Here is a 24,892-nt window from a genome sequence, read left to right as displayed (position 1 = left end):
AATGAAGCCTAAAGAAGTTTTGGAAAAATGGATAGATTGCTTTAACAAAGCAGATGCTTATCATATAGCAGAGCTGTATGCTACTAATGCAGTAAATCATCAAGTCGCAAACGAACCAATAATTGGTAAAGAATCAATCTACAAAATGTTTGTGAATGAATTTGCCACTGCTAAAATGGTTTGTATGGTGGAAAATATTTTTGAAGATGGCGAATGGGCTATCATGGAATGGAAAGACTCTCTTGGACTTCGTGGATGCGGATTTTTTCATGTAAAAGATAACAAAATCGTCTTTCAAAGAGGGTATTGGGATAAACTTTCATTCTTGAAGCAACACAATCTTCCAATTGAATAAGTACTATCAGAATACGGACTGGGAAATTGAAATACCCAGTCCGAGTTATATAATGAATTTTACTTGTTAAACTATTTAAAGTCAGTTGGATAACAAACCATACCTTTCACATTCTCAGTAGCTCCAGGTATTAATTCAGCCACCATGCAATATTCATGAGAGACTTCGAAAGGAAATTCAATTCCTAAATCGATAGCCTTGCGATAGCCAAATCGAGGATAATACTCTTTATGCCCCAATACGACTGCTGTGCCGTAACCCAAAAGTGCTGCCCTCTGATGGGCTTACTGAATCAACATCCCCCCCAATTCCCTTACGCTGGAATTCCGGCAAGACTGCCAATGGAGCTACACTCAGGGATGTGACAGACTGGGTGTCACTATCTATCTTTACTTCTGTAAGTAAGATATACCAGACAATTTGTTTTTCTGTCATTTTCTTGTTCTTATCTAATTGTTAGGCTCATTGTTGTTATACATTGTTTAATTATAGATAAATCGTGAATATCCTTCTCTCTTAAATCGTAGCCCGAATGGAATACTTGTTGCCCTTTTGCAGAAATGCAAGGGATGCTTCTGCCTTCAAAGACTGCTGTTCCAAAATAGTCCGGTTGAAATTCATACCAGCCTCCATCCAAGTCGGCTTGTTTGGAAGTGCCGTCCGCATTCAAGACAAAAGGATGGATATCAATATAGCCTAATTCTTTGCTATACAGTTCCACACGGGTGGGCAACCAATTTGTTTCAATTTGATATCCTCTCTCCTGCAAAAGATCAAGGAGTTGGTCTGTATAATTGGCATCAAAATCAATGTCAATATCTCTATGCAAGCGGGTTTGCTGTCCGTACAAGACATCCACTCCCCAGCCTCCATCCAACCAAAACTGCATGTCCAGGCTTTCCAACAAGTCCAAAACTTGAAATAACTCTGTAATCGTAGTGTGTTCTTTCTTTGTCATATAATAATTCTTTAATAAATAATACTATGCGTAATTATCCAACTGCTTGATTGAAGAAATAAAATTTGCACCCACTCCAATCAGAAAGATAACCCATCCGCTGATCATAAAGACGGATGTGATACCCCATGCTTCCACCCAATATCCTGAAGCTACGATACCCAGCATTGATGGAAAGGTACTCAAACTAAAGATGAGAGAAAAAGTCCGTCCAAGCATGTCCGAAGCCAAGTTCTGCTGAATAATAGCGATGAAAAGCGCATGGTAAATGGAATAGGCTATGCCTCCTGTAAATGTTAGGCAAACAAAACCTATAAATGCGCTTGATGGTAAATAACTGGCGCTAATCAGATACAATCCCAATATCACATAAGCCGTATGCATCACTAATGTTTGCTTGCTTTTCAAAGCCTTACAGGCAAGTACTAAACCGCCCAACAATGCCCCTGAGCCCCAACCCATTTCCACAACTCCCATTTGCAAAATGTTTCCGTTGAAATGCAGAAGCGTCATAAAAGGAAATAACGTAAAAACAGGCATAAGGACAAAAGTCACCAGCGTAAAGCATACGAATAAAGGCAAAATGCCCATTGTACGCCGCAAGGTATGCCAACATTCCGTCAGTTCTTTTTTGAAATCTGGAAGAACTTTCGTTTTTTGAAGAGAAGGAATCTGGACACAAAGTAAGGTCAGACAAGCAGCAACAGCTCCGATCACATCTATGAGCAGAATATACTGTATGGGAAGCCAAACAACGAGGCTTGCCCCTACAACGGGGGCTATCACCTCACTGAAGGATTGAATGGAATGGTACAAACCTGATACCCTGACAAGATGGTGCTTGGGAACCAGTAGAGGGATGCTTGCCTGTAAAGCAGGTGCATGAAACGTACTGCCTATTGAACGACAAGCAGTCAATAGATAAAAAAAAGAAAGGTCTTTATAACCCTTGGTTATCACAATAAAAAGACATAGGGTACAGAACGCGATGAACAAGTCCGAATAAAACATCGTTTTCTTTCGATTCCATCTGTCAACATAGACCCCGGCAAACAAGCCTAATACAAATTGTGGTAAAAATCCAGCTAAAATAGCCAGAGATAAAGCTGTCGGGGATTTAAATTCGTTGCTAATCCAAAAAATAATGGAGAAGCCAACAATCGTACTTGTTAAAATAGATATGAGTTGGCCTATTCCTATCACGGCCAAAGTTGATTTCCAATGATTCATTGTGCTAATATTTCATGCGTTTATAGATAAGTACTTTCGTACATTAAGCAAAACGAAATTCTATCCACACAAAAAACTTGTATTATAATCCACTCCTGACGTTGGAATACAATAACAAATACTTTCAGGACGATGTAAAGTCCTGAAAAATCAAAGTGAATGGATAGATAAATATTAGTCTTTTCTCATCGGATTCTTTTAATATCGCTACTCTTTTATTATGTAGTGGTTGTATTATCTTAAATAAAACAAAAACACCCGACTTTACATTCTTGGGTGCAAAACTGGGTGTTTGTTTTGCAATCTGCTGATTTTCAGTGTTTGTTGCGGAGAGAGAGGGATTCGAACCCCCGGTACCTCTCGGTACGACGGTTTTCAAGACCGTTGTAATCGACCACTCTACCATCTCTCCTTTGATCGAAATCCGTAATGTCTTAAAGCGAGTGCAAAGGTAGTGATTTTTTTTTAATCTGCAAATTTTTCGATGTATTTTTTATATAAACCGTATAATTTTTTGTTTGAGAAGCCAAAATACAGCCGAATGTTTGGAAAGAACACTGTATTGGGTTGAACTGTTGAGAGGGCGATGAAGACAGTATGATGGAAGGAAATAAAAGGTTGTTGCAGTTGTTTGTTGTATTGGTATATTTTCGCTATCTTTGCATAAGATAGAATATGATTAGGCAAAGCCAAAGTCGGGAAACAAATTTTTCCATCATTGTCTTTTGCTTTTACCTTCCACAATCCTAGCATAGGATAAGGGTGGTTCTGCAAGGCTGATTTCAGTAAAATACTGTTTTTACCTTCTGCTTTTGTACTCATCGTTCAAAATCTTTATACTGAAAATATATAGACTACGACTGACTTTAATCAATTTATTATAAATCACATTTTGTTTTAATAGAATATTACATTATGAGAATGTTGAGATTAGTATTGATGGCATTAAGTGTTGCCGCGTATAGCGGACTTTATGCGCAGACATTGAAATTCGGTTCTGACAAGAAGTTCAAGATTGTTCAGTTTACCGATGTTCATTGGGTGTCAGGCAGTGAACATTCTGCTGTGTCAGAAAAGTGTATGAACCTTGTGCTTGATGAGGAAAAGCCTGATCTTGTAGTGTTTTCCGGTGATTTTGTGACAGGAAAACCTGCTGCAAAAGGATTGGACGAGGTGCTTCAGCCAACTTTATCACGCGGCATACCGTTTGCAATGACTTTTGGAAATCATGATGATGAGCAGGGATTGTCGCGTGCACAACTGTTCGAACTGATAAAGAAATATAAAGGCAGTCTTACGGAGACAACTCCCGGAATATCAGGTGTAACTAATTATACACTTACACTTAAATCGTCAGACGGGGACAAGGATGCTGCTGTTATTTATATATTCGACAGCAATTCTTACTCACCGTTGGAAGTTGCGAAAGGTTATGACTGGATAAAGACCGACCAAATAAACTGGTATGTTGACAAGAGCAAAAAGTTTACTGCGGCAAATGACGGAAATGCACTGCCTGCTTTAGCATTCTTTCATATTCCACTGCCGGAATTCAATGAGGCTGCGAGCAATGAGGATGCCAAGTTGATAGGAACACGTAGGGAGAAAGCGTGTGCTCCGGTAGTGAACAGCGGGCTTTTTACGGCAATGCTTGAACAAGGTGATGTTATGGGAGTTTTTGTTGGTCATGATCATGTAAACGACTATGCTGTGGAGTGGAAGGGCATGATGCTCTGTTATGGACGTTTCACAGGAAGCAAGAACACCTATTGGGATATTCCTGGTGACAATGGTGCTCGTGTGATAGAACTAGAGGAAGGTAAGCGTGGTTTCAGAAGTTGGATACGCATGAACGACGGAAAGATGATTAATGAGTTCTCGTTTCCGGAAGACTATGTGAAGAAATAATCCGGATCGGATAGTTTCTTATTAGGATTACATATATCTTGATGTGTTATATTATTATATGCAGAGACCAATAATGGTTTCTGCATATTTATTTTATGTACAGTTGCTGAGGATATATCTATGTAGGTGGAATCGGATATGTTGGTAAACATAGACATCTGTGATGACGCTTTAAATGATTGGTAATCGGTAGTAAACCTGAAATTAAATAATGATATTGTATATTTGATTTGTTGGAATAGTATTTCCTGCAGCATCTTTTGCTGATTATTGGTCTGGCTCCTTGTCAAGGTGTAAAAAGAAAAACGGCCGGTGAAAATTCTCACTGGCCGTCGTTGACGAGTATGTATATTCTTTCAAATTCTTCTCTTAGAAGCTGCGGACTACTTATAAGCTCGCGTATTTTTTTCAGATTTTGCTCATTTGGCGAGTTTGGCAGCCAAAGGCGTATGTAGCCGTGTGATGAATATTTATTGTTGATGTGTGAAAGAAATCTTTGCCATTGTTCTTCTTTGCTTTTTTCCGGGTAATGGTCTATACCATATTCTATTGTCCTTCTGAATACAATGGACGGCTCAAGGTCGCGGTCGGCCTCTGCTACAATTTTTCCATACAGGCTGCGTGGTGTGTGCGATGTGGATGCTCTGTGGTCTTCCACGGCTTCTTTCATTATTTTCAGTTGGTCTTTTGTAAACCATCGTTGCAACCGCGAGTCTGCCGCAAGAATCTTTCCGCTTGTCAGATGATGCACAGCTCTTGGTCCTTCGAGGCCGAGATCGTGGTAGGCTGCTATGACGTATGCCATGTCAGCGTCGGCTCCTATCCTTGATGCCAGTTCCAGCGACCGGCTTATTACTCTGTTTACGTGTGTGAGATTGTGTGCCTTGTCGAAAGCGGTATATCTTGGAAGAATATTCTTTTCGATAAATTCCATCAGGTCCAGACTAACGTTTGATGCAAGCATAATAAAGCGGTTGTATTTATTTGCAAATATAGTCTTTTATGGTTAATTTTGCAAGAAGTAAACTGAAAAACTGATATGAACGAGGTTGATGTGAAAGTTAATTCGCTTAAAGCCTGGATTTTGGCCTCGCGCCCCAAAACACTTTCCGGTGCGGCTGTTCCGGTTATGATAGGTACGGCTTTGGCGATGCGTGACGCTTCGTGCAATATAAGGATTGTGCCAGCTATACTGTGTTTTCTTTTTGCTTTTTTAATGCAGATTGATGCCAACTTTATCAACGATTATTTCGATTTTGTAAAGGGTACAGACGATGAAAATCGTCTTGGACCGAAGAGAGCTTGCGCCCAGGGGTGGATAACCAAGAAGGCCATGCGTCTCGGTATCGCGCTTACCACATTTCTTTCGTGTAGTGTTGGTCTGCCGCTTGTTGTTTATGGTGGCTGGCAGATGATTGGAGTGGGGGCTGTGTGTGTGCTGTTCTGTTTTCTTTATACCACATGTATGTCGTATATGGGGTTGGGTGACGTGCTTGTTCTAGTGTTCTTCGGTTTTGTGCCGGTGTGTCTTACCTATTATCTTGACATGCCGTCCGGAGCTCCGCTTTTTAGCCAGGAGGTGGTTTGGGCATCATTGGCCTGTGGTCTTGTTATAGATACTCTGCTTGTGGTGAACAATTATCGTGACATCGATAATGACAGACGTTCGGGCAAGAAAACTCTTGTGGTGAGAATTGGTGCCAGGGCTTCGGAGAAACTGTATCTTGGTCTCGGACTTACGGCATGTCTTTCTGGTTTTGTTTTGTTTTATGACAGAAGTATGTGGGCGGCCATGCTGCCGTTGGTCTATCTGGTGATGCATATTTATACTTATCGTGAAATGCTGAGAATAAGAAAGGGAACGGAACTTAATCGTGTGTTGGGTATGACTGCACGTAACATGTTTGTTTACGGGTTATTGCAGTCGCTCGGACTGATAATTTCGTAATTCAAGGGGATAATCTTTATTGTAATGGCCCGGGGCACTTCATTAATGTAGAAGTATCCCGGGCCATAATATTTAGTGTATTATGCTTTTTAATTGAAGAAATTCCAGCTCAAGCCGAATCGGAATATGCGTCCGTTTAAAGGATAGTGTGGTGTCAGGAAATACTCCTTACTGCCACTACCACCGTTGACATGGCTCATCATAACAAAGAAACGCGTGCGTTTGAGGTGGAAATTGGCGTATGCGTTGACCAACGGATAGTTACCTGTTTTTACACGTACGTTGCCGGTCTGCACAGCATACTGACCCAACGCTGGACTGTAGTCGGGTGCGTAATATTTTGTAAAATAGCGAATGTCCGCTCCAAGGTCACATTTCAGCACGCGTGCGATTTTGAATCTGAGATACAGGTTTGAGTAAATGTTTATGTCCGGTAGAGGTATCACGTCGTTGTCAGATGATTTCTGATAGGTTATGACGTTGTCCCAATGGAGTGGTCCTAGTTTGAAGTCTTGTGACAATGATACGGTAAAAAGGCTTATGGCACCGCTTTTTTGTGCAATGCTCACTTTATTGCCAGTACGGTTGAATTCGTTGTCAATGTCATAGCTCATGGCCATGTAGGTGTAGTTCTTCAGTTCGTCAATTGCAACACGCAGTGATGTGCGTGTTTTGCGATAAGTGAATACACCTTCTATGCGCGAGTGTATTATTTTGCTCAGATCGTCATTGTCCCACCAGAAATGGCGTGAATGGTAGTGACGGTAGTAGAATGTCGGATTGAGGTGATGAAAGAATCCTTTGGCGCGTAGAGTTACCGTGTCGCCGAAAACAGGGAAATTGACGTCAATAGAGCCATCAATTTTAAGCTGTCCGGCATCTTCTCCGGTAAGCCATGTCTCTGCAACGACATCATAGTGAAGTGTTCGTCCCTGCGTTTTTTGGAGTTGTCCACCGATGCTCAGACTGTGTTCATTATAGGTAGTTGTGCCACCGTCAGTATTTGGTAGAACAAAATGACGCAGATCTGAGGATGCAAAGGCTTTAAGTCCGGCTTTAGCCCATTTGTTGAAACCTTCAAGTAATGAAATGGCGAATGTATTCTGTACGCGGAAATGACTCGTCTTATCGTATATGGAATCACCACGCACGAAGTCTGCTGCATTGTAGAAATCATCTGCATAATAGTTTTCCGGAGTCTTGTATGCTTGATATATTCTATTGTAATTGTCGAAACTCATGGTGTGTATGAAACTGGTGACAGGTACATATTCATTTTTCATCCATGCTGTGTCGGCCTCGTTTTTCTTCTCTGCAGTGAGCAGACTGTCTGCTGTGGCGTCGGTTATGGCAATACGGTCTGATATGTTGTTTGTCAAGCTGTCGGCAGGTTCATCACCTGCTATTTTTGCGTCGTCAGGACGTCCGCTGTATGTCTGTTTGTTGTCGAACTTCTCCTCGTCGAACACTCTGCCTTCACGACGTGCTTTTTTGCTTGCCAGCTCTTTCTCCAAAAGAGTCTCGTTCTCTTTCATTGACTCAATAGCAAACTTGCGTGCCTTTATTTCCTCTTCACTCATTTTCACCTTACGGTTGAAACCAATATTATATCGGTGGGTAAGGAATATGTGCTGGTTGTCGTTGCGGTTCCAGTTCTGTTCAAGTACAGTCGGTATTTCACTTGTGGTATATGTGTCGTCAAAACTTTCAGGATGTGTGATATAGGCATCATTGGTTATACCGCCGTTCTCTGTCACTTTCTGGTGATTGGTGGAGAAGAGCAGATGGGCTTGATAATGGTCGCCTAAATAAGAACCATACATGGTGTAGTCAAAGTGTGATGTACTTTGGTTCTGATAGTATCCGCGACCATATATGTAGTCGAACTTAAAGCCTACACCGATACGTTTTCCTGCATTTACACCAAACTTTGCAGTGAAATGATCCTCACCGTTGGTGCGGTTGCCGGCTGTGTTGTATGTAAGGTTTGTGAACGGAGACAGTGTGTTGGTGAACTGGAAGGTTTCAACCGGTGTCACGAAGTAATCATAAGGTTGGGTGAAAATGAACTGTTCTGTCTCGGGGCGGTCTATGAATATGCGGTTGATACGTGGCGCACCAAGATTACCGGTTGTATTATATTCACCACGCAGTCCGGTGGTGAATATTGTGTTCATAAACATATGTGACAAAGTATCAACCTGTACCGGAGTCCGGTCACCGAATTTACGGCTTACAGTCCATGTTTTTATTCCTTTAGGTATTTCTTTGTCGCTTCCCAGCGAGTCGGCGTTTTGTGATGAACGCCTATTTACGGTGCCGTCGGCATTAATCTGGTTGTATGTGTCATCGGTCTGAGCCATGACATTCACAGATATTAAGGAGGCAGCGAATAATATTGTAAAAAGTTTTTTCATTAACGGAAAAATCGAAGGCAACATTCTGCTATCTTGAACACCATCGATGACATTATTATAATTATGCCGATGGTGTGGCCGGAAGTGAAATATAATATCATTCCGGCTATTGCACCAATCATGAAGATTATATTAAGTATGTTTCTTATTTTCAGAAATTTGTCCGGATTTTCTTGTTCGGATCTTCTGTGTCTTGGAAACTGTATGTTTGTCTCGTCATCCATCTCTGTCTGAGTTTTAGAGGAGTCTGTCTTTTACTTCCTGGAATATTTCGTCCTTGCGGTCGATTGTCTTTTTACGGAACTTTGAATACATGGGCATGAGTTTTGTCTTCTTCTTGTTAAGGGCGTATTCGTCTGTAATGAGTTTCTCTGCCGGTAGCATGAAACCGGTTTCACGGTTTTCTTCATAGTTATATGATATGCGTTCGAGAGTCATTGTCAGATGATTGTCCTTGCATGTTGCAATTATCGTATAATTGAATTCTGTGCGGTCGAGAATGAAGAAATTTTTTGTGAATTCAAGCCATTCGCTGTATTTTGCTGCAATCATGTGTTCTTCTTTGTTGACAAGTATGATGCCGCTGTTTTTCTGATTTTCTTTCTTTGCCATTGCATCAAGCATGCTGTACATCTTGTCGTAAATCTGCTGGGCGTTTTTGCCTGGTACGTCAAGATCGAGAGTGAATATAACTTTGCCGTCAATCTCAGGTACTGCACCAGCCTGAATATATTTCTTGTTCTTGGATTTCTTGCTTGATTCTTGGGTGTCTGCCGATATTGATTCGTCTTCCAGATAGGCTGTCGTTGCGGAGTCTGCTCCTGCTTTTTTCATCTTCTTTGCTTTCTTGGCTGCCTTTTTCGCTTCTTTCTTTGCTTTCTTAGCTGCGGCTTCAGCCTTTTCCATTTGTTCTTGTTGTTCTTTCTCGGTAAGAACTCTTTCCCATCCGTTTTGTGCCATACCGGTTATAGGCATGGACAGTAATATCATAATCAACAGTTTTTTCATATTATTTTTATGTTATGTAATGTTTAAAAGTTTAAGTTTTGCAAAGTTAATAATTTTGTTCTGTAACTTGATGTGTTGATGATAATTTAACGTTATTTCATTTCCTGAGAGTATTCAGACTTTTCATTTCTCATGCGGATAGTTTTCAAGCAGCGACTGAAGATGTACAATTTCGTCGCGATATTGTGCGGCTTGGAGGAAATCGAGATTTTTTGCAGCTTGCTTCATAAGAGCTGTAGTGTCAGCAATACTCTTTTCTAACTGTTTTCTGCTCATTCGTTTTATTATCGGATCTGCAGCTATTGCATCTTTCTCTGGTTCTATATACGGGCGATATTTGATTTCCTTTTCAATATGCCGTATATCGGCATGTGCTTCTTTTTCGCTGCCGGTAACGGGGAGTGTTCCTTTTATGTCTTTTTTTATCTGGCGTGGTGTGATGTTGTGGTCTTTGTTGTATTGTAACTGTATTGTTCTGCGTCTGTTAGTTTCGTCTATAGTTTTTTGCATGCTTTCGGTTATTGTGTCTGCATACATAATGACTTTTCCGTTCACATTTCGTGCAGCGCGTCCAGCGGTTTGGGTGAGCGAACGGCGGCTACGGAGGAATCCTTCTTTGTCGGCATCGAGGATTGCAACAAGTGAAACTTCCGGAAGATCAAGACCTTCGCGTAGCAGATTCACTCCCACAAGCACATCGAATAATCCGTTTCGAAGATCGTTCATTATTTTTACGCGGTCGAGTGTTGCTACGTCGCTGTGTATGTAGTTTGCTCTTATTCCATGATTGAGCAAATATTCTGTAAGTTCTTCAGCCATTCTTTTTGTAAGTGTGGTCACAAGTGTACGTTCGTCGCGTTCGTTACGCTCGATGATCTCGTTAACCAAGTCGTCTATCTGATTTTCGCTTGGTCGTACTTCTATTACCGGATCCAATAGTCCGGTAGGACGTATTATCTGTTCTACAATGATGCCTTCTGACTCGTTGAGTTCAAAATCAGCTGGAGTAGCTGAAACGTAGATAACCTGATTTATCATACTCATGAATTCTTCGAATTTGAGAGGGCGATTGTCAAATGCTGCCGGTAGCCTGAAACCGTATTCTACAAGATTCTGTTTTCTTGCACGGTCTCCGCCGTACATTGCATTTATCTGTGGTACGCTAACATGGCTTTCGTCTATTATCAAGAGATAATCTTTTGGGAAAAAGTCCAATAGGCAATATGGTCTGTCACCTGCCTGTCGGCCATCGAAATATCGTGAATAATTCTCGATACCGCTGCAGTGACCGAGTTCTTTTATCATTTCCATATCATATTCAACACGCTCTTTAATTCGCTGTGCCTTAATGGTATCCCCAAGACCGTTAAAGAAATCTATCTGTTTGACAAGGTCGTCTTGTATCATTCTTATTGCTTGGTTTGTTTGTTCTTTGGAGGTAACAAACAGATTGGCTGGATATATCTGATACTCTTCAAATGTTGCCAATGTCTGGAATGTGACACTGTCAAGTTCTTCAATGGAATCTATTTCGTCGTCCCACCATATTATACGTAGGATATTGTCGCTGTAGGCCATGAATATGTCCACAGTATCGCCTTTCACTCGAAAATTTCCTCTTTTAAGTTCTATGTCATTACGCAGATATAGGGCATCCACTAGTTTTCGTAAAAAATCGTTTCGGTCTATGGTTTGTCCTTTTCTTACTTTAATGACACTGTTGGCCATAGCGGTTGGGCCTCCCATACCGTAGATGCATGATACGGAAGAAACAACAACAACATCTTTTCTGCCGGAAAGTAATGCGCTAACGGCAGACAGGCGCAATTTATCGATGTCTTCGTTTATAGCAAGGTCTTTTTCAATATATGTATCCGTTGATGGAAGATATGCTTCCGGTTGATAATAGTCGTAGTAAGAAACATAATATTCAACAGCATTCTGCGGGAAGAAACCTTTCATCTCTTCGTAAAGTTGGGCAGCCAATGTTTTGTTATGGCTTAAGATTAGTGTCGGGCGATTTATGTTTGCGATAACATTGGCCATTGTGAATGTTTTTCCGGAACCGGTGACTCCCAACAGTACTTGGGCGTGTTCGCCTCTGTTGATGCCATCTGTAAGTTGTTTTATTGCTTCTGGTTGGTCTCCAGTCGGAGAATAATTAGATGTTAATTTGAAGTTCATAATAAACAGTTTGAAGAGAGATAACAAAAATAATAAAAAACTCACAATTAAGAGGGTTAATCGTGATTTTTTGCTAAAAAAGAAGGCTATTGCTTTGTTTATAAATGAAATATATGTATTTTTGCACTTCAAAACTTGGAGTATGAAAAGAATAACTTCTGGTGTTATCATAGCAATTTCGACAATTTTATCAAGTTGTTCGAACGAATTTAATAATGTATATAAGACATATGATAACTCCTTCAAATATGAATATGCGAAAGAGTGTTTTGTAAATGGCAAGTATACAAGAGCCTCGACTCTGCTTCAGGAACTTGTAACAATGCAAAAAGGTACAGATAACGCTCAGGAAAGTTTGTATATGCTGGCGATGGCTGAATATCTCAGTAAGGATTATGAGGGCGCAGCCGCTACTTTTAAAAAATATTTTTCAAGCTATCCCAAAGGCATATATGCCGAAATGGCTGAGTTTTATGTTGGTCAGAGTCTGTACATGAGTACGCCGGAGCCGCGTTTGGATCAGTCGCAGACGGTTGCAGCTATTGCTGCATTTCAGGAATATCTTGATCTTTTTCCGGAAGCAAAGTATAAGTCGCTTGCTCAGGAGCGTATGTTTGAGCTTCAAGATAAACTTGTACTAAAAGAATATTATTCGGCACGTCTTTATTATGATATGGGACAGTATTTTGGAAACTGCACATATGGTGGTAACAACTATGAGGCTTGTATCATAACGGCTCAAAATGCATTGAAAGATTATCCTTATACTTCTATGCGCGAGGATTTTGCCTTGCTTATAATGAAAAGTAAATTTGAATTGGCAGAACAGAGCGTAGAGGAAAAGAAACTTGAGAGGTTCCAGGATGCAGAAGATGAATGTTATGGCTTCTTGAATGAGTTTCCTGATTCAAAGGAGAAAAATCTTGCCGAGAAATATATAGGTAAATGTAAGGAATATACAAAAACTAAAGAATAAAAGTTTATATATGGATTACAAAAAGTCGAAAGCACCGGTCAATACCGTTACACGAAACATTATGGATTTGTGTGATGAGACAGGTAATATTTATGAAAGTGTTGCTATTATCTCAAAGAGATCAAATCAGATTGCAGTGGAGATAAAGCAGGATCTTAATAAGAAACTGGCAGAGTTTGCTTCGTATAATGACTCTTTGGAAGAGGTTTTTGAGAATCGTGAGCAGATCGAGATCTCGCGTTATTATGAGAAGCTGCCAAAACCGACTTTGTTAGCGACACAGGAGTTTGTGGATGGTAATATATATTATCGTGATCCTTCAAAGGATAATCAGAATTGATAAATATGTTACAGCGTAAACAGACAGTATTCCTTTTCCTTTCATTTTTGCTAACAATAGCATGTTTGTGTCTTCCTGTAGGAACTTTTGAACCAAAGGAAATGATGGGGACTGGTAAACAGATGTTTAATCTTTGGTTGCTTAATGATGGACGTCATGAGTATTCTGTTGCATGGTTGTTTTTCATACTGTTGATCACGTGTCCGGTGTGTTTAAAGGCAATTGGTGCTTTTAAAAACAGAATGTTCCAAAGCCGTTTGTGTGTATTCAATATTCTTATACTTGTGTTATGGTATGTTGTATACGGAGTCTGTGTGAAATTGATAAGTGGGGATGCTTATAGTTTTCAACCCTCAGTAGCTGCATGTTTTCCACTCATATCAATAATTCTTTTGGTGATGGCAAGGAAGGGTATTCTGGATGATGAAAAGTTAGTCAGAGCAGCTGATAGAATAAGATAATAATTAGTGAAAATATATAATGAAATGGGTGTATCATTTGTATGATGCGCCCATTTTTATAAAATAAAAAGAAGAGATGTTGAAACAAACATCTCTTCTTGTATTTACTTATTTTGAAGTGTTAATAGTTTTCGTTTCTTAATTCAAAATAGCTTTGTGGGTGATTGCATACCGGGCATATCTGTGGGGCTGATTTACCAATAACGATATGTCCACAGTTTCGGCATGTCCAAATGCAGTCTCCTTCACGGGAGAATACTACTTTATCGTCAATGTTTTTCAGTAGTTTACGATAGCGTTCTTCGTGATGTTTCTCTATTGCTGCAACGCCTCTGAATTTTGCTGCAATTTCAGTGAAGCCTTCTTCTTCGGCCTCTTTTGCCATGCGGTCATACATATCTGTCCATTCGTAATTCTCTCCTGCAGCAGCATCTTTGAGATTTTCCATGGTTGGAGCTATCTCTCCATTGTGCAGATATTTGAACCATAATTTTGCATGTTCTTTTTCGTTGTTTGCAGTTTCTTCAAAAATAGCTGCGATCTGCTCAAAACCATCTTTTTTGGCCTTTGATGCATAGTAGGAATATTTATTACGTGCCTGAGATTCTCCGGCAAAAGCTTCCCACAGATTCTTTTCTGTTTTTGTTCCTTTTAATTCTTTCATAGTTTTAAATTAATAATAGTGATACATAAAGTTGAATGAATATGTGCTTTTATAAAAGCAAAGTCAAATTGTTATCTCACCACACAAGGATCGGCTCATGTCTCTTCTAATTAGATTGTTATCTGAGTATTTGCCCTGTAGGAACATTAATTTTGTAGCAGCACTCTCTACCGTGCTGTCATAACCGCTTAGAACGCCGGCATTTTTTAATTGATAACCAGTATCGTATCTGTTCATTTCTACACATCCGGATATGCATTGGCTTATATTTACAACAGTGACTCCATGGTCACTAGCTTCTCTTAGGATTCGTAGAAGCCATTCCTGGCGTGGCGCGTTTCCACTACCATAACTTCTCATTACAATTCCTCTTAATTCTGGCGCTTCAAGAACGTGTCTAACAATGTTTTCTTGTATTCCAGGGAAAAGAGAAAAGATTACGACATTGGGATCCAGTTTTGTGTGGGGTATCATTGGATGTGAGAAGTCAGGCTTTAGTATGTAATGATGATTGAATGTAAAACCAACTCCGGCATCACACAAATGAGGATAATTGAAGGAATTGAATGCATTGAAGCCATCTGCATTCTGCTTTGTACTTCTGTTTCCTCTTAAAAGTCTGCCGCTGAAATATATGCAGACTTCAGGAACAATAGCGTGTCCATTGCGATTCTTGGCAGAAGCGAGCTCAATACTTGTTATTAAATTTTCTTTACCATCTGTACGGAGTTGTCCTATTGGTAACTGACTTCCAGTCAGAATGACAGGCTTTGTCAGATTTTCCAACATAAATGACAAGGCGGAAGCTGTATATGCCATTGTATCTGTTCCGTGGAGTACAACAAATCCATCATATTGATCGTAACGTTCCGATATAATGTTTACAAGTTGAATCCACATCATTGGCGACATGTCGCTCGAGTCAACAGGATTACTGAACTGATATGTATCTACTTCTGCTTTTATATACGAGAATTCAGGCATGTTGCTTAGAAGATGGTTGAAATCCAATGGTTCAAGTGCTCCCGTTTGTGGATTACATCCCATACCAATAGTTCCACCTGTATATATAAGCAAAACTTTGCTATAATTAATACTGTATCTGTGGCTCATATTAAATGTATTGAGGTAGCAAAGATACGATAAAAAGATTATTTTTTGAAATAAATTACAAGATTTTATTTGTTTAAATTAAATCTGTAAATGTGTATGGATGCATACAATTAAATAAATCAGATAAACCTTTGTCATTATCAAAAATAATCGTATTTTTGCAAAATAAAATTAATTGTTCAGTTCTTTTTATTATGAAAAGATTATTTTTCAATCTTATTGTCTTAATGACTACTGTGGCGCTTTTGGATAGTTGTTCTAGTGCCAAGCATGTTGCTTATTTCCAGAATATAGACAATGTGGATCTTTCTGCATCACAAGGGTTGTATGATGCTAAAATTATGCCGAAAGATATGTTGTCTATTATAGTAAATACGACAAATCCGGATGCAGCGCGCCCGTTCAATCTTTATTCTGTCGCGGGAGGAAATACTACAGCGACAGATATGCAGGGATATCTTGTGGATAATAGTGGTAATATAAATTTCCCCGTAATAGGAAAAGTGCATGTTTCTGGTTTGACCAAAGGACAGTGTGAAGATCTGATACGTGAAAAAATAATGCCTTATATGTCGGGAACAGAAAATCCTGTCGTGACAGTGAGAATGTCAAGTTTCCGTGTTACGGTATCAGGTGAAGTGAATAGTCCGGGGGTTGTTCCTGTGAATTCAGAGAAGATGAGCGTGATAGAGGCTTTGGCACAAGCAGGAGATCTTACGATATATGGTAAACGCGATAATGTATTGTTAATTCGCGAAAATGAACTGGGGCAAAAGAGTCAAGTAAGAATAAATCTTAATGACGCAAATTTTATAAATTCTCCATATTATTATGTTCAGCAGAATGATATAATATATGTACAGCCTAATGGTGTGAAGGCGAAATCGTCTTCTATTGGAGCGTCTACAACATTATGGCTCTCGGGAGTTAGTATATTGACTTCACTTGCATCATTAGTAATTAATATTTTAAGAAATTAATTTAAATATGAACGTTAGGCATCTTGTTTTAAAATATGTCTAACGTTTGTTTTATGTTATTTATTGATGTTTGATTATGTGTGGAATTGTAGGGTATTTAGGAAACAAGGATGCTTATCCTATCTTGATAAAAGGATTAAAGAGATTGGAATATCGTGGCTATGATAGTGCGGGAGTAGCTATCATTGATAATGATAATCAACTGAATGTATATAAGACAAAAGGCAAGGTTTCAGATCTTGAGGATTATTGCAAGGATAAGAATATAAGTGGACATGTTGGAATTGCACATACTCGTTGGGCAACGCATGGAGAACCTTCTTCAAAAAACGCACATCCGCATTTTTCAGAATCAAAAAATTTAGCTATAATCCATAATGGTATAATTGAGAATTATAACGAGATTAAGCGTAATCTTATTTCAAATGGTGTTCATTTTCGCTCTGATACAGATACTGAGGTTTTAATCCAACTTATTGAATACGTTCAGAAGAAGAAAAAACTTGATTTGTTGACAGCAGTACAATTGTCACTTCATCAGGTTATTGGTGCGTATGCGATAGCAATTTTGGATAAGAGTAATCCAAATCAGATTATCGCAGCACGAAAACAAAGTCCTCTTGTTGTCGGTGTCGGAGATAATGAGTTTTTTTTAGGTTCAGATGCATCTCCGATAATTGAATATACAGATAAGGTCGTTTATCTGGAAGATGGAAATATTGCGGTAATTCGTAAGGATGAAGGATTGAAAGTTGTGAATATTTTCAATCGCGAGTTGAACCCTGAGATACAGACTGTTGATTTAAATCTTGGACAAATAGAGAAGGGGGGCTTCCCGCATTTCATGTTGAAAGAGATTTTTGAACAGCCAGAATGTATCAAAAATTGTATGCGTGGTCGTGTAAGTGACGAGAGTAATAATATAATATTAAGTGCTATTCTTGATCATAAAGACACATTGTTAAATGCAAAACGTATTATAATTGTGGCGTGTGGGACTTCGTGGCATGCTGGACTTATTGGTAAATATTTGATAGAGAATTTTTGCCGTATTCCTGTAGCTGTTGAATATGCCAGTGAGTTCCGTTATTCAAATCCTGTTGTATCTGAAAATGATGTTGTTATCGCTATCTCTCAAAGCGGTGAAACGGCTGATACATTGGCTGCAATAGAAATAGCGAAAAAGAAAGGTGCGTTTATTTATGGTATTTGTAATGTTGTTGGCTCAAGTATTCCACGGGCAACAGATACCGGCAGTTATATCCATGTTGGGCCGGAAATTGGTGTGGCTTCAACCAAAGCTTTCACCGGACAAGTTACCGTACTTGCAATGTTTGCACTAGCTTTGGCAAAAGAGAAAGATATTATTGATACGAAAGAGTATTCTGAGATAATAAAAGAGTTGTTAGCAATACCGGGAAAAATGCAGATGGTATTGAAACTTAACAATAGAATTGCTGATTTAAGCAGGATGTTCACTTATGCTCACAATTTCCTTTATCTTGGTAGGGGGTATAGCTATCCTGTGGCACTTGAAGGGGCTTTGAAATTAAAAGAAATAAGCTACATTCATGCTGAAGGATATCCTGCTGCGGAGATGAAGCATGGACCGATTGCACTTATAGATTCAGATATGCCAGTTGTTGTTATTGCGACACATAATAAGATGTATGAAAAAGTATTAAGCAATATTCAAGAAATAAAGGCTCGTCAGGGGAAAGTGATTGCACTTGTAAGTAAAGGAGACGATACAATTAGTCGTATTGCAGATGAAGTTATTGAACTACCGTCTACGATGGAATGTTTCGAGGCTCTTATTGATGTTATACCATTGCAATTGCTGGCTTATCATGTGGCAGTATGTAAAGGAAAGAATGTTGATCAGCCAAGAAATTTGGCAAAATCAGTAACCGTAGAATAATAATCATAGAAGTATAAACATAAATAATTAGAATATATAGTGGAACCTTTAAAGCATGAATGCGGAATTGCAATGATAAGATTGCTTAAACCGTTGAAATATTATCAAGAAAAGTACGGCACTTGGATGTTCGGATTGAATAAACTCTATTTGATGATGGAGAAACAGCACAATCGTGGACAGGAGGGAGCTGGTATGGCATGTGTGAAACTTAATAGTGCTCCTGGAAGAGAGTATATGTTTCGCGAAAGAGCAGAAGGAAAAGATGCCATAACTGAAATTTTTGGTTATGCACATCGCGATCTGAAAAATCTTAACAAAGAGCAATTGGCCGATGTTGAGTTTGCAAAGAACAGTTTACCTTTTGCAGGTGAGTTGTATATGGGCCACTTGAGATATTCTACAACAGGGAAAAGCGGATTATCTTATGTTCATCCATTCTTGCGTAGAAATAACTGGCAGGCTAAGAACCTTTGTCTTTGCGGAAATTTTAATATGACAAACGTAGATGAAATTTTCGAGAAACTTACACTGCAGGGGCAATATCCGAGAATATATAGCGATGCTTATATTATGTTGGAATTTATGGGGCATCGCTTGGATCGAGAAGTGGAACGGAATTTTGTCAAAGCAAAAGAGCTTGGATTGGAAAACAAACAGATAACAGAATATATAAATGACCATGTAGAAATGGTTAATGTGTTGAAAAGCACAATGACTGATTTTGATGGAGGGTATGTTGTCTGTGGAATAACAGGTAGTGGGGAAATGTTTTCTATGCGTGATCCGTGGGGTATACGTCCTGCCTTTTATTATAAAAATGACGAATTTGTTGCAGTTGCAAGCGAACGTCCTGTTTTACAGACTACATTTGATTTGGAATGTGAGGATGTGAAGGAATTGATGCCAGGAACGGCCTTGCTGGTAAAACGAAACGGCGATTTCTCAATAGAAAATGTTATGCCAGCTAAAGGTAATCACGCATGCTCTTTTGAACGTATTTATTTCAGTCGTGGTAGTGACAGAGACATTTATAAAGAACGTAAACAATTAGGAGAAAGTCTGTATGAACCCGTGTTAAAGGCTGTTGATTACGATGTGAAACATACAGTTTTCTCTTTCATTCCCAATACAGCTGAGGTTGCGTATTATGGATTATTGACAGGTTTCAAACGTTATGTAAACGAAAGCAAGGTTCGTAAGATACAGGAGCTGGGACATATACCGTCAAAAGAGGAGTTGGATGTAATTCTCGGAGATTATGTACGTTCTGAAAAAGTTGCATGGAAAGATATCAAACTCAGAACATTTATTACAGAAGGAAATTCGAGAAATGATTTGGCTTCGCATGTTTACGATATAACTTATGAAAGTATAGAACCACATGTTGACAATCTTGTTGTTATAGATGACAGTATTGTGCGCGGAACTACTTTGAAAGAAAGTATATTACGAATTCTGGACAGATTGCATCCTAAAAAAATTATTATAGTTAGTAGTGCTCCTCAGATTCGTTATCCTGACTATTATGGAATTGACATGGCACGTCTTGAGGAATTCTGTGCATTCAGAGCAACTATAGAATTACTGAAAGAGAGAGGAATGTATGATTTGATCACAGATACATATAACTCATGTAAGAAGGAATTATGTAAGAATCCAAAAGAAATGCGTAATTGTGTGCGTGATATCTACGAACCGTTTACTGTTGATGAAATAAATAAGAAGATCGTTGAAATATTGCGTCCATCAGAGGTGACAACTCCGATAGAATTGGTATTTCAGTCTATTGACGGATTACATAAGGCAATACCGAATCATAAGGGAGATTGGTATTTTACAGGAAAATATCCGACTCCTGGTGGTACAAAATTATGTAATCAGGCTTTTGTGAATTACGTAGAGAATGTTTATCAGAACGAAAAGAAATTCTAAAATCATAAAATGAGAAACGTAACTTTAGTATTGGAGAACGGAATTAAGTTCCATGGAAAATCATTCGGCTATGAAGCACCTGTAGCCGGTGAGGTTGTTTTTAATACTGCTATGGTAGGATATCCGGAATCACTGACCGATCCTTCATATGCAGGCCAGTTGATGGTCTTGACTTATCCTCTTGTCGGTAATTATGGTGTTCCGTCATTTTCCTATGATGATAATAATTTGCCGTTGTTTATGGAGAGCGATAAGATATATGCTTCGGCTATTATTGTAACAGACTATAGCGAACGTTACTCACATTGGAATGCGAAAGAAAGTCTTGCGGATTGGTTGAAGCGTGAGCATGTGCCGGGTATAACAGGAATTGATACCAGAGAACTTACAAAAGTTCTCCGTGAGCATGGTGTCATGATGGGTAAGATACTTTTTGACGACGAACCTGATAATGTTCCGACAGCGACTTATGAAGGAGTGAATTTTGTTGATAAGGTAAGTTGCCGCGATATTATTCGATATAAGGAAGGTGCTGGTAAAAAGGTCGTTCTGGTTGACTGTGGTGTTAAGGCAAATATAATAAGGTGTCTTATAAATCGTGGTGTTGAAGTTATCCGTGTGCCATGGAATTATGATTATACAAATATGGAGTTTGATGGTCTTTTCCTTGCAAATGGTCCTGGAGATCCTGAGATGTGTGAAGACGCTGTTGCTGTTTTGCGCAAATATATGCAGATGTCACGTAAGCCTATCTGTGGAATTTGTATGGGAAATCAGCTGTTGGCAAAAGCCGGAGGGGCCAAGACTTACAAGTTGAAATATGGTCATCGCTCACATAATCAGCCGGTACGTATGGTTGGAACCAATAATTGTTATATCACGACTCAGAATCATGGATATGCAGTTGACGGAAGTACAATTGGTCATGATTGGGAGGAACTTTTTGTTAACATGAACGATGGCTCAAATGAAGGCATCAGACATAAGGTAAATCCTTGGTTCTCAAGTCAGTTCCATCCTGAAGCTCGTTCTGGTTCATTGGATACAGAGTTCTTGTTTGATAAATTTGTTGATACATTAAAGTAAAATAAATAGTATGAAATACGACCATATAAAGAAAGTTTTGTTGTTGGGTTCTGGTGCGCTCAAAATTGGAGAAGCAGGAGAATTTGATTATTCCGGATCCCAGGCACTTAAGGCTTTGCGTGAGGAAGGTGTGGAAACTGTTTTGATAAATCCTAATATTGCAACAGTACAAACTTCTGAAGGCGTTGCTGATCAGATCTATTTCCTTCCGGTACAGCCTTATTTTGTAGAAAGGGTTATAGAGAAAGAGAGACCTGATGGCATTTTGTTGGCTTTTGGTGGACAGACTGCGCTGAACTGTGGCGTGGCTTTGTATCGTGAAGGTATTCTTGACAAGTACGGAGTTCAGGTGTTGGGTACATCTGTTCAGGCAATCATGGATACGGAAGACCGTGAGCTATTTGTCGAAAAGCTTAATGAGATTGATGTCAAAACAATAAAGAGTGAGGCTTGTGAGACGATCGAGGCAGCAAGAAAGGCTGCTGCCGAATTAGGTTATCCTGTGATTCTTCGTGCGGCTTATGCTTTGGGCGGACTTGGAAGTGGCTTCTGCGATAATGAAGAAGAACTTAACCGTCTTGCTGAAAAAGCATTCTCATTCTCTCCTCAGGTTCTTGTTGAGAAAAGCTTGAAGGGATGGAAGGAAATAGAGTATGAAGTTGTGAGAGACCGTTACGACAACTGTATCACTGTATGTAACATGGAGAACTTCGACCCGTTAGGAATACATACAGGCGAAAGTATAGTTGTCGCTCCAACACAGACATTGACAGACCGTGAAAGCCAAAAATTGCGCTCGTTGGCAATAAAGATAATACGTCATATTGGTATTGTCGGAGAATGTAATGTGCAGTATGCTTTGGATCCGAACAGTGAGGATTATCGTGTTATTGAGGTTAATGCCCGTCTTAGTCGTTCGTCTGCATTGGCTTCAAAAGCAACTGGTTACCCGCTCGCATTTGTGGCAGCAAAGCTCGGTATGGGATACGGACTTTTTGAGTTGAAAAATTCAATAACCAAAACAACAAGTGTATTCTTTGAGCCTGCATTAGATTATGTAGTATGTAAGATTCCGCGTTGGGATTTGAGCAAATTCCGCGGCGTCGATAAGGAACTCGGTTCATCAATGAAATCTGTTGGTGAAGTTATGGCTATCGGTCGTAACTTTGAGGAGGCCATTCAGAAAGGTTTGCGTATGATCGGTCAGAGCATGCATGGCTTTGTTGAGAATAAGGAGCTGGAAATCGACGATATTGACGTAGCTTTACGTGAACCGACAGACAAGCGTGTTTTCATTATATCGAAGGCAATGCACAAGGGGTACACTATCGATCAGATACATGAACTTACAAAGATTGATAAGTGGTTCCTTGAGAAACTTAAGCATATTATCGATATTGATGAACGCATGAAGGCGCTCAAGAGTGTGAATAACCTTGATAAGGAATTGTTGAAGACAGCTAAAGTCTATGGTTTTACTGATTTCCAGATAGCACGTGCTGTCGGTCTTGAGGCTGAAGTCGGAAACATGCATAAAGCTATGCTTACAATCCGTCAGTTGCGTAAGAACTATGGTATTCTTCCTGTTGTAAAACAGATTGATACCTTGGCTGCAGAGTATCCGGCACATACCAATTATCTGTATGTAACGTATTCTGGTGTTGCAAGTGACATTACATTTGATCATGACAAACGGTCAATAATTGTTCTTGGTTCAGGGGCTTATAGAATTGGCAGTTCTGTTGAGTTCGACTGGTGCGGTGTGCAGGCATTGAATACTATACGCAAGGAAGGTTATCGTTCTGTAATGATTAACTATAACCCTGAAACTGTTTCAACAGACTATGATATGTGTGATCGTCTGTATTTCGATGAACTCACATTTGAACGTGTTATGGATATTATAGAATTTGAATGTCCATATGGCGTAATAGTTTCTACGGGTGGACAGATTCCAAATAATCTTGCAATGAAGCTTGATGCACAGAACGTGCCGATATTGGGAACATCTGCAAAGGATATTGATAATGCGGAAGATCGTGCTAAGTTCTCTTCAATGTTGACACGCAATAATATTAGCCAGCCGGAATGGAGTGCTCTTACTTCAATGGATGATATTAACAAGTTCATAGATAAGGTTGGATTCCCAGTACTCGTTCGTCCTTCTTATGTGTTGTCGGGTGCTGCTATGAATGTTTGTTCAAACCGTGACGAACTGGAGCGCTTCTTGAAGTTGGCTGCAAATGTATCAGAGGATCATCCTGTCGTTGTAAGTCGTTTCATTGAGCATGCTAAGGAAATCGAGATGGATGCGGTTGCAAATAAAGGTGAGATTATTGCATATGCAATTTCTGAGCATATTGAGTTTGCTGGCGTTCATTCAGGTGACGCGACAATACAGTTCCCGCCTCAGAAACTTTATGTAGAAACTGTTCGCAGAATAAAGCGTGTCAGCCGCCAGATAGCAAAAGAACTGCATATATCAGGTCCTTTCAATATTCAGTTCATGGCCCGTGATAATGATATACTTGTTATAGAATGTAACCTCAGAGCTTCGCGTTCATTCCCATTTGTAAGCAAGGTTCTCAAACTGAATCTCATTGATCTTGCAACAAAGGTAATGTTGGGCCGGCCGGTTGAGAAGCCGAATAAGAATTTGTTTGACCTTGATTACGTCGGTATTAAGGCTTCGCAGTTCTCATTTAACAGATTGCAAAAAGCCGATCCTGTTTTGGGTGTGGATATGTCTTCTACGGGTGAAGTTGGTTGTCTGGGTGATGATACCAATGACGCATTGCTCAAGAGTATGCTTGCTGTTGGACAGGGAATACCAAAGAAAACCATACTTCTGTCAACGGGTGGTGCAAAGCAGAAAGCTGAGATGCTTGATGCGGCCAAGAAACTTGTAGAGCATGGTTATGAGCTGTATGCTACAGGAGGTACATCCAAATATTTGGACGAAAATGGGGTACGTAATATTCGTGTGTACTGGCCGTCTGAAGAGGGAATGGAACCTCAAGCATTGACATTATTACATGAGAAGAAGATAGATATGGTTGTAAATATTCCGAAAGATCTTACACCACGTGAACTTACCGATGGCTATAAGATTCGTCGTGCTTCCATCGATCTCAATGTGCCTTTGGTTACAAACAGTCGTTTGGCCAGTGCATTTATTAATGCTTTCTGTACAATGAAACTCAGTGATATTGATATTAAGAGTTGGGCTGAATATAAATAAGATTATATCTTTTTATAAAAATAAAAGCAGATGATAAAATATCATCTGCTTTTATTTTTATTTGGAATAATGTAATCCTGAATCGGTAGACTTTATCGTGAGTTTGTTTAGTAAGATGTTTCACAACTTATTTGACTCACAGGTAGTTTTAATGTCTCATTAGTATT

21 protein-coding genes and 1 tRNA gene are annotated in these 24,892 nt (G+C 39.4%); 11 read left to right on the top strand and 11 right to left on the bottom strand.

Annotated features, from left to right (window positions below; all coding sequences use genetic code 11):
- The first annotated feature begins 1 nt into the window (after position 1).
- A complete protein-coding gene (locus tag WKT13_RS07170; RefSeq protein ID WP_004308780.1) occupies positions 2-355 on the top strand; it encodes a nuclear transport factor 2 family protein in 354 nt (117 codons plus the stop codon).
- 445 nt (positions 356-800) lie between these two features.
- Here the strand turns inward: WKT13_RS07170 and lnu(AN2) are convergent, their stop codons facing one another.
- From lnu(AN2) to WKT13_RS07150, 4 genes are all read right to left on the bottom strand, one after another.
- Positions 801-1,313, bottom strand: a complete 513-nt coding sequence (gene lnu(AN2), locus WKT13_RS07165; RefSeq protein ID WP_004308783.1) for a lincosamide nucleotidyltransferase Lnu(AN2) — start codon at positions 1,311-1,313, stop codon at positions 801-803.
- A 24-nt stretch (positions 1,314-1,337) separates the two neighbouring features.
- The gene (gene mef(En2), locus WKT13_RS07160; protein ID WP_005786079.1) at positions 1,338-2,543 is read right to left on the bottom strand and encodes a macrolide efflux MFS transporter Mef(En2); all 1,206 of its coding nucleotides are present in this window, start codon (positions 2,541-2,543) and stop codon (positions 1,338-1,340) included.
- Between the two features lie 327 nt (positions 2,544-2,870).
- A tRNA-Ser gene (locus WKT13_RS07155) sits at positions 2,871-2,955 on the bottom strand.
- Positions 2,956-3,008: 53 nt separating this feature from the next.
- Entirely contained in the window at positions 3,009-3,365 is a 357-nt protein-coding gene (locus tag WKT13_RS07150) for a hypothetical protein (protein ID WP_340323384.1), read from the bottom strand.
- A 93-nt stretch (positions 3,366-3,458) separates the two neighbouring features.
- Between WKT13_RS07150 and WKT13_RS07145 the strand changes: the two genes are divergently transcribed.
- Complete coding sequence (locus tag WKT13_RS07145; protein WP_340323383.1) at positions 3,459-4,451, top strand: metallophosphoesterase family protein; 993 nt, start codon at positions 3,459-3,461, stop codon at positions 4,449-4,451.
- A gap of 322 nt (positions 4,452-4,773) precedes the next feature.
- Here WKT13_RS07145 and WKT13_RS07140 read toward each other — a convergent pair whose 3' ends face one another.
- Positions 4,774-5,415 (bottom strand): HD domain-containing protein, encoded by a 642-nt coding sequence (locus WKT13_RS07140; RefSeq protein ID WP_340323382.1) that lies wholly within the window; start codon positions 5,413-5,415, stop codon positions 4,774-4,776.
- 75 nt (positions 5,416-5,490) lie between these two features.
- Between WKT13_RS07140 and menA the strand changes: the two genes are divergently transcribed.
- Positions 5,491-6,399, top strand: coding sequence for a 1,4-dihydroxy-2-naphthoate octaprenyltransferase (gene menA, locus WKT13_RS07135; protein WP_340323381.1), 909 nt, complete (start codon positions 5,491-5,493; stop codon positions 6,397-6,399).
- A gap of 89 nt (positions 6,400-6,488) precedes the next feature.
- Here the strand turns inward: menA and WKT13_RS07130 are convergent, their stop codons facing one another.
- From WKT13_RS07130 to uvrB, 4 genes are all read right to left on the bottom strand, one after another.
- Positions 6,489-8,816, bottom strand: a complete 2,328-nt coding sequence (locus WKT13_RS07130; RefSeq protein ID WP_340323380.1) for a putative porin — start codon at positions 8,814-8,816, stop codon at positions 6,489-6,491.
- The gene (locus WKT13_RS07125; RefSeq protein ID WP_298618416.1) at positions 8,816-9,040 is read right to left on the bottom strand and encodes a hypothetical protein; all 225 of its coding nucleotides are present in this window, start codon (positions 9,038-9,040) and stop codon (positions 8,816-8,818) included. The genes WKT13_RS07130 and WKT13_RS07125 overlap by 1 nt, the downstream gene beginning before the upstream one ends.
- 13 nt (positions 9,041-9,053) lie before the next feature.
- A complete protein-coding gene (locus WKT13_RS07120; RefSeq protein ID WP_340323379.1) occupies positions 9,054-9,824 on the bottom strand; it encodes a DUF4468 domain-containing protein in 771 nt (256 codons plus the stop codon).
- Between the two features lie 123 nt (positions 9,825-9,947).
- A complete protein-coding gene (gene uvrB / locus WKT13_RS07115; protein WP_340323378.1) occupies positions 9,948-12,008 on the bottom strand; it encodes an excinuclease ABC subunit UvrB in 2,061 nt (686 codons plus the stop codon).
- A 142-nt stretch (positions 12,009-12,150) separates the two neighbouring features.
- Between uvrB and WKT13_RS07110 the strand changes: the two genes are divergently transcribed.
- Genes WKT13_RS07110 through WKT13_RS07100 form a run of 3 tightly spaced genes read left to right on the top strand, consistent with a single transcriptional unit; the run spans position 12,151 to position 13,785 of the window.
- Positions 12,151-12,984 (top strand): outer membrane protein assembly factor BamD, encoded by an 834-nt coding sequence (locus WKT13_RS07110; protein ID WP_298618430.1) that lies wholly within the window; start codon positions 12,151-12,153, stop codon positions 12,982-12,984.
- A 10-nt stretch (positions 12,985-12,994) separates the two neighbouring features.
- Positions 12,995-13,324 (top strand): DNA-directed RNA polymerase subunit omega, encoded by a 330-nt coding sequence (locus tag WKT13_RS07105; RefSeq protein ID WP_298618419.1) that lies wholly within the window; start codon positions 12,995-12,997, stop codon positions 13,322-13,324.
- 5 nt (positions 13,325-13,329) lie between these two features.
- On the top strand, positions 13,330-13,785 hold the full coding sequence (locus WKT13_RS07100; RefSeq protein WP_340323377.1) for a DUF4293 domain-containing protein: 456 nt from the start codon (positions 13,330-13,332) through the stop codon (positions 13,783-13,785).
- A 121-nt stretch (positions 13,786-13,906) separates the two neighbouring features.
- Here WKT13_RS07100 and rbr read toward each other — a convergent pair whose 3' ends face one another.
- A complete protein-coding gene (rbr, locus tag WKT13_RS07095) occupies positions 13,907-14,449 on the bottom strand; it encodes a rubrerythrin (protein WP_298618421.1) in 543 nt (180 codons plus the stop codon).
- A 63-nt stretch (positions 14,450-14,512) separates the two neighbouring features.
- Positions 14,513-15,562 carry an asparaginase gene (locus WKT13_RS07090; protein WP_340323376.1) on the bottom strand — a complete coding sequence of 350 codons (1,050 nt, stop codon included), beginning with the start codon at positions 15,560-15,562 and terminating at the stop codon, positions 14,513-14,515.
- Between the two features lie 194 nt (positions 15,563-15,756).
- Between WKT13_RS07090 and WKT13_RS07085 the strand changes: the two genes are divergently transcribed.
- The 5 genes from WKT13_RS07085 to carB all read left to right on the top strand — a co-directional run bounded on the left by WKT13_RS07085 (position 15,757) and on the right by carB (position 24,725).
- The gene (locus WKT13_RS07085; protein WP_298618423.1) at positions 15,757-16,542 is read left to right on the top strand and encodes a polysaccharide biosynthesis/export family protein; all 786 of its coding nucleotides are present in this window, start codon (positions 15,757-15,759) and stop codon (positions 16,540-16,542) included.
- A gap of 76 nt (positions 16,543-16,618) precedes the next feature.
- Positions 16,619-18,463 (top strand): glutamine--fructose-6-phosphate transaminase (isomerizing), encoded by a 1,845-nt coding sequence (gene glmS, locus WKT13_RS07080; protein WP_340323375.1) that lies wholly within the window; start codon positions 16,619-16,621, stop codon positions 18,461-18,463.
- 39 nt (positions 18,464-18,502) lie between these two features.
- Positions 18,503-20,398: an amidophosphoribosyltransferase gene (locus tag WKT13_RS07075; protein ID WP_340323374.1), complete on the top strand. Its 1,896-nt coding sequence runs from the start codon at positions 18,503-18,505 to the stop codon at positions 20,396-20,398.
- A gap of 9 nt (positions 20,399-20,407) precedes the next feature.
- Positions 20,408-21,484, top strand: a complete 1,077-nt coding sequence (gene carA, locus WKT13_RS07070) for a glutamine-hydrolyzing carbamoyl-phosphate synthase small subunit (RefSeq protein WP_340323373.1) — start codon at positions 20,408-20,410, stop codon at positions 21,482-21,484.
- Positions 21,485-21,494: 10 nt separating this feature from the next.
- On the top strand, positions 21,495-24,725 hold the full coding sequence (carB, locus tag WKT13_RS07065; protein ID WP_340323372.1) for a carbamoyl-phosphate synthase (glutamine-hydrolyzing) large subunit: 3,231 nt from the start codon (positions 21,495-21,497) through the stop codon (positions 24,723-24,725).
- Positions 24,726-24,892: the final 167 nt, after the last annotated feature.

The sequence above is a fragment of the Prevotella sp. HCN-7019 genome, from assembly GCF_037890215.1.
Lineage (GTDB): Bacteria > Bacteroidota > Bacteroidia > Bacteroidales > Bacteroidaceae > Prevotella.
This window is presented reverse-complemented; position numbering and strand designations above follow the sequence as displayed.